The organism is Amycolatopsis sp. NPDC041971, from assembly GCF_055588925.1.
Genome location: NZ_JBVJCE010000006.1, coordinates 221,726 through 235,004, shown reverse-complemented (window position 1 = coordinate 235,004; position 13,279 = coordinate 221,726). Strand labels below are relative to the sequence as shown.

At 68.0% G+C, this 13,279-nt stretch carries 11 protein-coding genes and 1 pseudogene; 5 read left to right on the top strand and 7 right to left on the bottom strand.

What is annotated here, in order from left to right; genetic code table 11:
- Positions 1–66: 66 nt before the first annotated feature.
- From ACZ6DT_RS15495 to ACZ6DT_RS15470, 6 genes and pseudogenes are all read right to left on the bottom strand, one after another.
- Entirely contained in the window at positions 67–999 is a 933-nt protein-coding gene (locus ACZ6DT_RS15495) for an ornithine cyclodeaminase family protein (RefSeq protein ID WP_465594533.1), read from the bottom strand.
- 204 nt (positions 1,000–1,203) lie between these two features.
- Positions 1,204–2,262: pseudogene (locus tag ACZ6DT_RS15490) on the bottom strand (DUF222 domain-containing protein); the annotation flags it as partial.
- A gap of 157 nt (positions 2,263–2,419) precedes the next feature.
- Complete coding sequence (locus ACZ6DT_RS15485; RefSeq protein ID WP_465594530.1) at positions 2,420–2,863, bottom strand: GreA/GreB family elongation factor; 444 nt, start codon at positions 2,861–2,863, stop codon at positions 2,420–2,422.
- Between the two features lie 73 nt (positions 2,864–2,936).
- Positions 2,937–3,113: a transposase gene (locus ACZ6DT_RS15480; RefSeq protein WP_465594527.1), complete on the bottom strand. Its 177-nt coding sequence runs from the start codon at positions 3,111–3,113 to the stop codon at positions 2,937–2,939.
- A 6-nt stretch (positions 3,114–3,119) separates the two neighbouring features.
- On the bottom strand, positions 3,120–4,382 hold the full coding sequence (locus ACZ6DT_RS15475; RefSeq protein WP_465594523.1) for an NAD(P)/FAD-dependent oxidoreductase: 1,263 nt from the start codon (positions 4,380–4,382) through the stop codon (positions 3,120–3,122).
- A gap of 109 nt (positions 4,383–4,491) precedes the next feature.
- Complete coding sequence (locus tag ACZ6DT_RS15470; protein WP_465594520.1) at positions 4,492–6,030, bottom strand: PucR family transcriptional regulator; 1,539 nt, start codon at positions 6,028–6,030, stop codon at positions 4,492–4,494.
- A gap of 181 nt (positions 6,031–6,211) precedes the next feature.
- Here ACZ6DT_RS15470 and ACZ6DT_RS15465 point away from each other — a divergent pair, with 181 nt between their 5' ends.
- From ACZ6DT_RS15465 to ACZ6DT_RS15450, 4 genes are all read left to right on the top strand, one after another.
- Positions 6,212–7,780, top strand: coding sequence for a discoidin domain-containing protein (locus tag ACZ6DT_RS15465; RefSeq protein ID WP_465594517.1), 1,569 nt, complete (start codon positions 6,212–6,214; stop codon positions 7,778–7,780).
- 87 nt (positions 7,781–7,867) lie between these two features.
- On the top strand, positions 7,868–9,427 hold the full coding sequence (locus ACZ6DT_RS15460) for a discoidin domain-containing protein (RefSeq protein WP_465594514.1): 1,560 nt from the start codon (positions 7,868–7,870) through the stop codon (positions 9,425–9,427).
- Between the two features lie 17 nt (positions 9,428–9,444).
- Positions 9,445–10,476, top strand: coding sequence for a TolB-like translocation protein (locus tag ACZ6DT_RS15455; protein ID WP_465594511.1), 1,032 nt, complete (start codon positions 9,445–9,447; stop codon positions 10,474–10,476).
- 165 nt (positions 10,477–10,641) lie between these two features.
- A complete protein-coding gene (locus ACZ6DT_RS15450) occupies positions 10,642–11,601 on the top strand; it encodes a universal stress protein (protein WP_465594508.1) in 960 nt (319 codons plus the stop codon).
- Positions 11,602–11,628: 27 nt separating this feature from the next.
- On the opposite strand, the gene ACZ6DT_RS15445 is transcribed toward ACZ6DT_RS15450, so the two are convergent.
- The gene (locus tag ACZ6DT_RS15445) at positions 11,629–12,018 is read right to left on the bottom strand and encodes a hypothetical protein (RefSeq protein ID WP_465594505.1); all 390 of its coding nucleotides are present in this window, start codon (positions 12,016–12,018) and stop codon (positions 11,629–11,631) included.
- A 191-nt stretch (positions 12,019–12,209) separates the two neighbouring features.
- Between ACZ6DT_RS15445 and ACZ6DT_RS15440 the strand changes: the two genes are divergently transcribed.
- A complete protein-coding gene (locus ACZ6DT_RS15440) occupies positions 12,210–13,151 on the top strand; it encodes a glycoside hydrolase family 43 protein (RefSeq protein WP_465594501.1) in 942 nt (313 codons plus the stop codon).
- The last annotated feature ends 128 nt before the right edge of the window (positions 13,152–13,279 follow it).

Here is a 13,279-nt window from a genome sequence, read left to right as displayed (position 1 = left end):
GGTGTGGAGATTCGGGACCACACGCGTCCTGAATCTCCACACCCGGCATCCTGCGCCTGATCGGGTTCACGTTGCCCGGCCGAGACATGCTCGAGCGAGCAGGTCGGCGATGGCCCAATCCTGCATGGCCACCCCGACGCTCTTGAAGACCGTCCGGCCGGATCGCTTCGGGATTCCGTCGGTCAGCGCGGTGCCTAGCTCGATGAGGTCGTCCTCGGTGATGGAACCCGCCTCGAGTGCGTGGATGATCTCCCCGGACTCCTCAAGGACGGCGTCTCGCTCGTCGATGACGACGGTCGCGTCGGCGAGCAGCTCGTCCGGGAGTTCTCGCATGGTGGGGCGGAAGGCGCCGATGGCGTTGACGTGGGCGTGTTCGGCCAGCGACAAGTGCGAGAACAACGGCGTGGTGGACGTCGTTGCACAGCAGACGATGTCGGCATCGCGAACCGCCTCGTCGACGTCGGTCTCGACATGGACGGTGTCGAGGTGCAGTTCCTCACCGAGGACCTTCGCGAGCGCGCGGGCGCGTTCGGGGCCGCGCGCGACGATCTTGAGCTCGGTCAGCGGCCGGACGGCGTGCACGGCGCGGATCTGATCGGCCGCCTGCCCGCCGGCGCCGATGAGGGTGCACGTCTTCGCTTCCGGCGGAGCCAGCAGGTCGGTCGCGACGCCGACGATGGCGCCGGTGCGGATGCGGGTCACTTCGGTGGCGTCCGCGACGAGATGACGGCCGTGGCCGAGTTCGCTCCAGACGACGGTCCCGACGATGGCGGGCACGCGCCCGTCGAGATCGAGGCTCAGCGTCTTGACCATCGCCGAGGCGGTCGGCCGGTGGTGCGTGGACATCACGAGGAATCCGCCGTCGCGCAACACGGTCCGCGTCGGCATCTCGAATTCGCCACGGCGCAGTGCGAGAAATCCGTTCCGTACCGCGTCGATCGCGGCGGGCATGGACACGGCCGAACGGATCTCCTCGGGGCCGAGGGTGACGACGTCCATGAATCCCCCTGATTTCCCTCAGCGCAGTACGAAGCCCGGAACCAGATCGTCGTCGGGGTCCACGACGAACCGGTGGTGGCCGGTGCGGAACGCGCGGCCCGTCACCACGGGCATCACCGCGTTCCGCACCGGTGACTTCGGTCGTGTCCGCGATCCGGGCGGACCAGGTCGAACCGACGATCGACGAATGGACGAGTGAGCGATCCGCCGCCAGCCGCCCGGACGCGTGCAGCGCCGCGACGCGGGAGGCGGTCCCCGAACCACAATGTTCAGCGCTCGTCGCTGGCCGGGGGTGACGAACCGCCGCAGCCTCCCGACATCGAGGGGTTCACCGGCGGCGTTCATGACGACCGGCAGCATCAGGCAGTCGCAGGCGGCGAGGCGTGCCTCGCGGGCGGTCATCGTTCCGACGAAGTCGAGGCACGCGTTGCCCAGGCCGGACTTCAACTCGTCAAGTCCGATGGTGACGTGCACGAGAGTGCGGTAGCCACTGGTGCCGGGTTGGTCAGGGCAGGCGATCGCGAGATCCAGGATGTCGACCCACGCGTCACCCATGCGCTCGCACTTCATCCGCAGATCGGCTTGACCGAACTCGTCCACCGGCCGTGGTTGCGCATAGGCCTCGAGCGCGGCCGCGGTGCGGGCACCCGTCTCATCGTCGAGGAGACCGGTGAGGTTCCAGAAGCCGTCTTTGCGGCGTTCCAGGGTGATTTCCCGGCGCTGCTCAGCAGGTTCAGGGTCTTTGGGCTCGTTGCCGTCCGGGTCCAGTAACGCCAGGAGGTTCGCTTCAGCGTCCGCGAGCTGGCGAGGACCGGCGTCCCGGGCGAGGGTGGCGAGGATCTTCTCGGCACTGGCCCGATCCTCAACAGAGGTATCGGCCGGGAGCTTCTTCAAGATCTCCAGGATCTGGTCGATCCGTTCATCCCCGACCTGTCCCTCGGCGGAGACGGCGGCCGTGGCGGGCGCGACAGGCGGAACTTCGGTGCCGTCCAACGCCCGTGTGGGGTTCAGGGCGATGGCCCGGTTCACCACCGCACCCGCCTCACCGACCGACAACCCCGCTATATCAGCGAACCAATTCGCCGTACGGCCATAGCCATACAAGTCTTTGACGCCACGAGACTCGATCTCCGTCAAGAACCGCCCCAACCCGGCGGTGGCCATCCTGATCACCTGCATCGACTGCTGCACGCCATGGGCAAGCTCCAGCTTGCCAGCGCGCCACAGTTCCTGCGGCAACTCGGGAAGGAAAGTCTCGGACACCCCACAAGAATACCGCAAAACAATCGAACAAGCGTTCGTAATTGTAAGCAACAATGAAATCGAACGAACAACACCGAAGGGTGATTAGGTTGCGAAACGGCGATTACTGCAAAAGCAGTGGGAACCGCGAGCCCCTGCTGGCCTCGGCGCCGAACCGTCAGTGAGAGCCCTCCCGATGGCGGCTGTAAGGCTTGGCGTCGAGAAGCGTGACGCCCACGGCCCCACCGCTGGGCACGCGATATTCCCGCCGGTCGCCCGGCTTCGCGCCGTGCAGTGCGCGGCCGAGCGGGGAATCGGGGGAGTAGACCTCGAGGTCGCCGTGCCCCGCCTCGTCGCGGGTGCCGAGCAGGAAGGTTTCGGTGTCGCCGTCGTCGTACTCGACGGTGAGCACCATGCCGGGCTCGGCGATGCCGTCGTCGGGAGGGTCCTGTCCGACGACGGCGCCGCGCAACATGTCCTCGATCTGCCGGATCCGCGCCTGCCGGTGGAGGAGGTGCTCGATCTCGTCGTCGGTGCCGGGGCGCCGCAACGTCGCGAGCTCGCGCACCAGGCGCGCGTGCGCTTCCGGGGTGAGCCAAGGGCCTGACGAGACGATGGTCATCGTGATGATCGCCTTTCGATCGTTACGTCTGTGAGGGCAGGGCCCCACAGACCTTCGGTGATTCCCGCGTCGGTCAGCGGGTCTCTGGCTCGCGCTGCCGCCGCTGGAAAGCGCCCGCGTCGGTGGCGAACCCGATAGCGGCCTTCAGGAGAAGGTCCTTCTCGGTGCGCAGCAGGGCGTTTTCGGCGCGGAGCCGGTCCACTTCGGACTGTTCGGCCGGCGGGGTTTCGTTGTCTGGGGGCATCGTCATCCGAAATCAGCGAAGGGGATCGAAGGGACGCAGGGCTTCTGGTTGCTTGCCGGTGGTGATGTGCTCGGCAAGGAGGCGGCCGGTGATCGGGCCGTGGGTCAGTCCCCACATCCCGTGCCCGCCCGCGACGTAGAGCCCGGGTGTGCTCGTCGCGCCGATCACGTGCCGCCCGTCGGTGGTGACCGGGCGGGAGCCGACCCATTCGTCGGTGCGCCGGTCCCAGTCCAGGCCGGTGAGGAACGGCCGCGCCGAGGCGATGATCGCGTCGATCCGGGCGGGATCCAGCGGTGCGTCCGGTTTCCGGAACTCCATCGTGCCGGCCACGCGGAGGCCGCCCCGGTACGGCGTGCACGCCACGCGGATGTCCGGCAGGTACAGCGGCCCTGGCACGGGACGGTCGGTCGGCACGGTGAAGGAGTAGCCGCGTCCGGCGCGCACGGGCACCTTGACTCCCCACTTCCGCCCCAAGTCGCCCAGCCAGGCCCCGGTCGCCAGCACGACCGCGTTGGCGTTCACCGTCTGGCCCGTCTTCGAGCGCACGCTCAGCGCGTGGCGGTGTGCGCGCAGGGACGCGACTTCGAACCGGTGACGGATCGTGCCGCCCCGGCCGACCACCGCTCGTGCCAGCGACTCGACGAACCGGCCCGGGTCCACGTAGCGCTGCCCGTCGATCCGGACACCGGCCCCAAGCCTCGCCGTGGCCTGGGGGAACCGCTCGGCCAGATCGGCCGCGGTGAGCCGGGTACAGGAGATGTCCTGTCCGGTCTCGCCGATGTGCCGCAGCTCGGTGATCAGCCCCGCGGCCTGGTCCGCGGTCTCGAACGCCGCCGTGATCGGCGCTTCGATGGTCGGCGCGTCCACCCCGTTCGCCGTGAGGACGTCGAAGGCCTCCAGGCATTCCTCGTTCAGCGGTGAGTTCGCCTCGACAGCGCGAGCCCACGAGCGGCCGGTGCAGTTCGCGGCGAAGCGGGTGAGGAACGACCACAACCGAGGATCGGGAGACGGCGGAACGTGCAGCGGGGCCCGCCGGTCGAGTAGCGTCCGCAACCCGTAGCGCAGGACGCCGGGTTCGTTGAGCGGGATCGCGAGTCCGGGGGAGAGCCAGCCGGCATTGCCCCACGACGCGCCCGCCGCGATTCCTTCGCGGTCCAGCACCGTGACACCGACCCCGCGCTCCTGCAGGAACCACGCGGTCGACAGGCCGACCACGCCGGCTCCGATCACGATCGCCGAACGCGGGCCGCCGTCGATCCGGTCGAGATCGCCCATGAGTTCCTCCGCTGCACGAGTGGTGCTGTCGCGGTCAGGATGACTCGGATCCGAACGGCGGAGATTGTCCGGATTCGACAAACTGGGCGAGTGGTTTTGGCCGGAACGGTCAAGGGGCGGGTTCGGACACGGCGAGTTCGATGATCATCGCCAGCCGTTTGGCGGGCTGGTCGAGCCGGAGTTCGGTCACCTCGGCCATCTTCCGTAGCCGGTAGCGGATCGTGTTGGGGTGCACGTCGAGCCGCCCGGCGGCTTCGGCGAGGTCGCCTTGCGCCTCGAGCCAGGCGCGCAGCGTCGCGACGTAATCGGTGGCGTTCGCGCTGTCGTGCCGTCGCAACTCGGTGATCGGGCCGCGGGTCGGTGCCCGGCCGGACGCGGCGGCGGCACGCAACCGTTGCACCAGGATGTCGTCCCAGGCCTCGTCGTAGGCGATCGCGGACTTCGTGCCGGGCCGGACGTCGTGCAGCGCGAGACATTCGTCGGCTTCCCGCCTGCTGGCTGGCAGCTCCACGGACGTCGCACCCGCCCCGATGCCGGCCAGCATCGTCACCTGGCGGGGCAGCGCCTCACGGATCGAACCGACCCACGCCCTGGACGCCTCGACGTCATCCCCGGGCAGGACCGTGTAGACGGTGTTGCTGAACAACGTGCTGCGGCCCGGACGTGACCAGCCGAAACCGGTGGTCGCGCGCTCGAACGCGAGCAGGAGCGCGGCGTGGCGCTCGTCGCCGATGTGGGCCTGTAGCGCGATCACGCGGAATCGGCCGGGAGGCAGGCCGAGCCTGCTCAGCACCGCCGCCGCGTCCGGTGTGCCCTCCACCAGCCGGATCACCAGATCGGACTCGACCTGACGCTCCAGATCCGCGCTCGCCCGGGAGCGCAGCAGGTGCAGGCCGACCGTGCGCGAGCTGTCCCGCAGGACCGCGCGCCGGGTGTCGATCAGTGGCCGGTCGCATTCCACCCAGATCGAGCCCAGTGCCTCCCGGCCCGCGCGGACCGCGACGACCATGCGCCCGGTCAGCCCGTGCTCGGGATCGGCTTCGACGAACAGTGGCTCGTCGGACTCGGCGAGATGCCGGAACACGCCGCGCCGTTCGAACAGCTCACGAACCGGCTCCGGGACCTTCCTGCCCAGGATCGTCTCCAGCCGCGCCCGGTCGGCCTGGTGCTGGCGGCTGGAGTAGGCCAGGACTCGGGATAGCCGGTCTTCGATGGTCACCGCGCTCCCGAGCGCGTCGGCGAGGCTGTCGGCCAGCGCGAACAGGTCGGTCGGCCCGCGGCCGGACTCGGTCTCACGGCCTTCCAGCACCAGTCCGTAGACCACGCCGGCGAGCTGGCCCCAGGACACGTCCGGCTCCACCAGCAGCACCGCGACACCGCCACGCTCCGCCCGCTCGGCCGCCTCCGGATCCGGCGGGGCCGATCCGCGGACCAGGACGACCGACGCCTGTGCCGCGGCCGCCAGGCCCACGGCCATCGTGACGGAGTCCGTGCCGACGGCGAGGTAAACGTCCCCGCGCAGGTCACGCGGGTCGGCGGCATCACGCATCACCACGTCGCGCAAGGCCACCTCGCGCGATACCGGGCAGCACCACAACCGCGCCCCGTATCCACCGAGGACGTTCACGAGCCGATCCAGCGTCACCATGGCGGCGACCTTGCCATCAAATGATGCCGGACACCGGGCGTTCACCCGTTGACTGTGAGTTTGAGAACCTTTTACACTGCGATCGTTAGGAAACTTACTTAACGAATGTCAGGACGACTCCGGCCGACACGACGCCGCGCACCGCCGGTACTCGCCGACTCCGCAACGTCGAGGAGTTCGCATGAAACGGAGAACACCCCTGGCCGGTGTCGCGGTGGCGACCCTGGTCCTGCTGGGGCAGACGCTGATCTCTTCCGGTACCGCCGCGCAAGCGGAATCCCTGCTCTCCGCGGGTAAACCGACCACGACCTCGTCGGTCGAGGGCCCTGACTTCGCCGGTGGCGGCGCCGTCGACGGCAGCACCACGACCAGGTGGGCGAGCGAGGAGGGGATCGATCCGCAATGGATCGCCGTCGACCTCGGCGGTACCGCGACCGTCACCAAGGTCAAACTGAACTGGGAAGCCGCCTACGCCAAGACCTACAAGATCCAGGGCTCGGTCGACGGCAAGACCTGGACGGACATCAAGTCGATCGTCGGCGGTGACGGCGCCATCGACGAACACCTCGGCCTCAACGCCTCCGCGCGCCACCTCCGCGTCCACGGAACAGCGCGCGGAACGACCTACGGCTATTCGTTGTGGGAACTAGAAATCTACGGTGACCGCGTCGGCGGCGGCGACACGCAGGCGCCGACGGTGCCGACGGGTCTCGCCGCGACGGCCACCACTGCCGACAGCGTGACCCTCGGCTGGACGGCGTCCAGCGACAATGTCGGGGTCACCGAATACGAGGTGCTCCGCGACGGGAACGTCGTCGGGACCACGGCGACGACCACCTACACCGACAGCGGGCTGGCGTCCGGAGCGGAATTCGGCTACTCCGTGCGGGCACGAGACGCGGCGGGCAACGTCTCCGCGGCGAGTCCGGTGATCAGGGCCGCGACCAAACCCGGCGGCACCGGACCCATCACCATCGCGCTCGCGGGAGACATCGCCAACCCGGAACTCTTCTCCACGCATCAGGCGACTGCCAACCAGGTCGCCAAGATGAACCCGCGGTACGTGCTCACCGTCGGCGACAACCAGTACCACAAGGGCACCATTTCCGAGTACCGCGCGCACTACGACAAGACGTGGGGCAAGTTCAAGAGCATCACCAAGCCCACGGCGGGCAACCACGAGTGGGACGACCAGCTCAGGGGGTACAAGGAGTACTTCGGCGCGATCGCGTACCCGAAGGGCCTGCCGTACTACAGCTACGACATCGGTGACTTCCACTTCGTCGCGATGGACTCGAATCCGATCTACACCGGCGGCGGTTCCGAACAGGTGACTTGGCTGCGCGACGACTTGGCGAAGAACACGAAGTCGTGCGTCATCGGATACTGGCATCACCCGCGCTTCAACTCGGGGAACTCCGGCGACAAGAAGCAGATGGCGCCCCTGTGGAACGAGCTGGCCAGGGCGAAGGCGGACGTGGTGATCGCCGGGCACGACCACCATTACGAGCGGACCAAGCCGCTGGACGTCAACGGACACATCGACGAGGCCAACGGTGTGCGGTCGGTCATCGCCGGCATCGGCGGCGACTACCTCTACACCGACTACAAGGCGCGTGAAGGGGTCGAGAAGATCCTGGGCAAGCACGGCGTGATGAAGCTGGTGCTGAACGGGAAGTCCTACTCCTGGGAGATCTACGACACCGCCGGGAAGGTGCTCGACAAGGCGGGTCCATACACCTGCCGCTGACGGCCGTGGTCCGGTGCCGTGCGCGGCACCGGACCCGGTGTGTTGTCCACGACGACGTAGGCCCATCCAGGAGTACAGGTGAATCGAATGGTGAAGCCGGGCATCGCCGCGATCGCGGCGGTCGTCCTGCTCGCTCAGCCCGTGACCGCGTCCGGCGCCACGGCCGGACCGGTGGAATCCCTGCTGTCGGTCAACAAACGGACCACGACCTCGACCGTCGAGAACGAGAGTTTCAGTGGTGCTCTCGCCGTCGACGGTGACTCGACGACCCGCTGGGCGAGTCTGGAGGGGGATCCACAGTGGATCGCGGTCGACCTCGGCGGCCCCGCCGACATCAGCCGGGTCAAGGTCTTCTGGGAATCTGCCCACGCGAAGGACTACCAAGTCCAAGCTTCCGACGACGGCCAGAACTGGCGGGACGTGAAAACCGTCGTGGGCAGCGACGGCGGCCTCGACGAGTTCACCGGCTTGAACACCTCGGCCAGGTACGTCCGCATCTTCGGCACGGCACGGGCGACCGTTTACGGGTACTCGTTATGGGAGCTGGAGGTTTACGGCGTCCGGACGGGCGACGGCGACATCCAGCCGCCGTCGGTGCCGACGGGGCTCCGGCAGGCGTCGTCCACCGCCGAGACCATCACGCTCGGCTGGACCGCGTCCACGGACAACGTGAAGGTCACGGAGTACGAAGTCCTGCGCAACGGCAACGCCATCGGCCGGACCGCGACGACTTCCTACACCGACACGTCGCTGGCGTCGGGCTTCGACTTCCAGTACACGGTCCGGGCGCGGGACGCGGCCGGGAACCTGTCCGGATCGACCGCGCCGGTGAAGGCGGCCACCCGGCCGTCGGCGTCCGACGGCATCGTCATCGCGCTCGCCGGCGACATCGCCAAGGCGGAGCTGCCGTCCGAGCACCAGCGGACGGCGGAGCTGGTGAGCAGGATCAAGCCCCAGTACGTGCTGACGGTCGGTGACAATCAATACGTCGACGGCACCATCGAAGAGTTCCGGTCCTATTACGACAAGACGTGGGGCAAATTCAAACGCATCACCAAACCCACGCCGGGCAACCACGAGTGGAACAACGATCTGACGGGGTACAAACAGTACTTCGGGAAGATCGCGACCCCCAAGGGAAAGGCGTACTACAGTTTCGACGTCGGCGCCTTCCATTTCGTCGCGCTCGATTCGGACCCGGTGTACAACGGTGGTGGCGCCGAGCAGGTGGCGTGGCTGCGCAAGGACCTCGCGAAGACCAAGAAGTCCTGCGTCGTCGGGTATTGGCACCATCCGCGTTTCAATTCGGGGAACTCCGGAGACGCGAAGAGCATCGCGCCACTGTGGAACGAGCTGGCCAGGGCGAAGGCGGACGTCGTGTTCGCCGGGCACGACCATCACTACGAGCGGACGAAGCCGCTGGATGTGAACGGGCACGTCGACGAGGCCAATGGTGTGCGGTCGGTCATCGCCGGTATCGGCGGCGACAGTCTTTATCTCGATTACAAGGCCCGTGAAGGCGTCGAGAAGATCCTGGGCAAGCACGGCGTGATGAAGCTGGTGCTCACGGGGAAGACCTATTCCTGGGAGATCATCGGCACCAACGGAGAACTGCTCGACAAGGCGGGCCCGTTCCGCTGCCGGTGACGGGGAAAGGAGACGGGGTGAAGGTTCCGGTGAAGTTCGTCGTGGCGTTGGCGGGTGTCGCCGCACTCGCCGCGGCCTCGGTGGTGTACGTCGTGCAGGCGAAGGCGAACAGCCCTGAACGGCGGACGGCCGACGCGACGGTCGCGGTGGATTCCGCACAGCCGGTCGTACTGGGGGAGCCGGGGCGGCTGCTGTTCCGCAACGGTGCGGCAGGGCCCGGTTACGGCAACGTCGCCTCGGTCCCCGTTTCCGATCCCGGCGGTCCGCGCCGGGTCAGTTCGCTGACCTGCGAGCGGTTCTACACCGCGGCGGACGGCGGCCTGTGCCTGGCGAAGGAACCCACGCCCATGCCCGGCGCGGTCGCCCGGTTCGTCGATACCGCGCTCGGCGAGGTCAAACGGGTCGACGTCCCCGGCATCCCCAACCGCGCGAAGCTTTCACCCGGTGGCCGGATGGGAAGCTGGACCACCTTCGTCACCGGTGACTCCTACTCGCAGCCCGGCAGCTTCTCGACGCGTACGGCCATCATGGATCGCGAACGGAACGAGCTCTCGAGCAACATCGAGGGCATCCCCCTGCGGATCGGTGACGTGTCCCATCGTGGCGAGGACGTCAACTACTGGGGCGTCACGTTCGCCGCCGACCAGCGGACGTTCTACGCCACGGTCGCCACCGGTGGGCGGACCTATCTGGTGCAGGGCGACAACGAGGCATGGAACGCCCGCACGCTGCGGGAGAACGCGGAATGCCCGTCGTTGTCGCCGGACGGCACGAAGCTCGCGTTCAAGAAACGGGTGGCGGACGGCGAGGTCCGGCCTTGGCGGGAACACGTGCTGGACCTCGCCACGATGCGGGAGATCCCGCTCGCGGAGACGCGCAGTGTGGACGACCAGGTGGTCTGGCTCGACAACGACACGATCGCCTACGGCCTGCCGCGCGAGAGCGGGAAGGAGAGCGACATCTGGTCCGTGTCCGCCGACGGCAGTGGCGCGGCTCGTCTGCTGGTCCCCTTCGCCGCATCGCCGTCGGTCGCCACGGCCGCTCGGTGAGCCGAGCTCAGGTGCTGTCCGGGGCGATTCCGCCGTCCTCCCGGTAGAGCCTCTTCGGCAACTGCCGGCCGGACCGGGAACGAAGACTGCGCGCCCCGGGTGTGAGTCGTGGGCAGAGCGGGTATCCATCTGGTTTCGCGCGGAGGCACCAGTACGGGAGCAGCGATGCCAACACCGGAATCCACAGTGGACAAGGGAGCCGTCGTCGTCGGCTATGACGGCTCCGAGGAAGCACGGAAGGCCGTGCGCTGGGCCGCGGAAGAGGCCGCCGCCCGCGGACGCGGACTGGTCGTCGTCCATGTCGTCGGGTTCCCGCCCATGACCGAGCCGGTTCCGGGTGGTGGGGCGTGGCCGCGGCCGGGATTCCTCGAAGCCGGTCAGGAAACGGCGCAGCGGCACGCGGAAAGCCTCCTCGGCGATATCGCGCGGGAATGCCGCCGGGAACGGCCGGCTCTGGTCGTCTCGACCCGGCTGTTGTCCGGCCGCGCAGCCGATGCGCTGGCCGACGCCGCGGAGAACGCGGACCTGCTGGTCATCGGGTCATCCGGGCTCACCGCGCTGCCCAGGCTTCTGGTCGGGTCGACGGCCAACGAACTCCTCCATGGCTACCACCGGCCGATCGTGGTCGTGCGCGACAGCGACGAACCGTCGGCGGACGAAGAAAGAAAGGTCGTGGTCGGCGTCGATGGATCCGAGACCAGTGTCGAAGCCATCGGTTTCGCCTACGACTTCGCCGACCGGCACGACTGCGAGCTTGTGGCTCTGCACGTTTGGTCCGACCTGCCCCTCGAAGCGATGGCGGTCAATCCCACCGAGCACGACAGGGAGATCATCCAGGAACGAGGAAAGCCCCTGCTCGACGCATCGCTGGCAGGTTACCGGGACCGGTATCCGGACGTTCCCGTCCGTCGGGTGATCGCGATCGACCGGCCCGCCCATGCGCTTTCAGAGCAGGCCGAGGGGGCGACACTGCTCGTCGTCGGCAGCCACGGACGCGGCCCGCTACGGCGTGCTCTCCTGGGATCGGTCAGCCGCGCCGTGGTCCACCACGCACCGTGCCCCGTCGCCGTGGTCCGTCACCACAAAGACTCTGGGAGCCAGTCGATGGCTCGGAGGAGGGTTTGACCTGGTACTGGAACTTCCCGTAACCGATCAGTCAATCGTTGTCCTCAGCCACCGGTCCGCGCTACCCCAAATGACTCGCGAGTCGACGTCGCCGGTGGTCCAGGTGGTCGCGCGGGTGGTACCTAGTTCGCGGTACTTACGCATGATCGCCACGTGAGCGGGCAACCCGACGAAACCGCGCATGGCGTCGCGGTCGCGCCACACCGAGACCGATCCCAGCCGCCGGCGCAGCGGTTCGGCCCACAGCCATTGGCCGACCGCGCCGGGCAGCCGGGGCCATTCGCGGCTGAGCACGTATCCCGCCCGGTAGGCACCCGGCGTGCTCCGGAAGTCTTGGAGAGTCAACGCGGTGACGCTGACCAGCACGTCTCCGGAGAAGTCCGCGGCCTGACCGGGGATCCACTTGCCTCTGATCATGCTCGCTCCTCGCAGTACCGCAGCCCGATATGGCTGACTACTGCTTATGATACGCATATGCATATCATTGCCGGTACCCATCGACGCGCGGATGAATCCGGTGGAACCGGGTGAACGATCAAATGCATGCTTCCCGGTGACAGCGACCAGGTGGGGCTGCCGGACGCGCCGTCGCGCCGAGAAAATCGGTCATGAAGTTCAGTCACCGCTTCGTGACGCTCGCCGTGGTCGTGGCCATGACGCTCACCACCCCGCCTCCGGCCTTCGCCATCGGCACGCCGCAACTGCTCATCGGCCAGGATTTTCCGGACCCCGATATCGTCAAGACCGACTCCGGCTACTTCGCCTTCTCCACGAGCACCGGCGCGGTGAAAGTGCCCTACGCCCACGCTCCGGCGCCGGAAGGTCCTTGGCGGGTGGCCGGCGACGCGCTCGCGGCCGTACCGAAATGGGCCAAACCGGACGGCGGGTTCTGGGCTCCCGACGTGACCAGGCTTTCCGACGGCACGTTCCTGCTCTACTTTTCGGCGGCGGTGGCTCCTGACGGGGAGATGTGCATCGGCGTCGGGACAGCGTCGAAGCTCGAAGGCCCGTACACGCCCGTCGGTGACGGTCCGCTGATCTGCGTACCCGGCGACGGTGGTGACATCGACCCGCAGACCTTTGTGGACTCCGATGGTTCGCGATATCTGCTCTACAAAAGCGACGGCGCCGCGGTCGGGCCTCCGGCGGCCATCTGGTCGCAGAAACTGCTGGCCGACGGACGGACCCTGACCGGCCCGCGTATCGAGCTCCTCCGCGCCGATCTCACCTCGGAAAAGGGGATAGTCGAGGCGCCGGCGGTGGTGAAGACACCGAGCCGGTATCTGCTGTTCTACTCCGCCGATACGTTCCAGAGCTCCGGCTATCACACCGGATACGCTTCGGCGCCCTCGTTGAGCGGCCCGTTCGTGAAAGCCGACGCCCAGTTCCTGTCCACCGACCTGCTCGGCGGCAAGGTCGACGCACCGGGCGGGGCCGACGTCGTCGACGGCCATATCCACTTCCACGGCTGGCTCGGCGGCGGCCGCACCGCCCGCGGGATGTACCAGCTGCCCATCGGCTTCCCGAACGATGTTCCCCAGCTCGGCTGAGCGGGGGGGGGGGGGGGGGGGGGGGGTGGGGGGTGTGGGGGGGGGGGGGGGGGGGGGGGCGGGCGGCGGTCTACTCGGTCGTTCGTGCTTGGAACCCATATTGCGGTGTTCGCGGAGGTGGGCGGCGA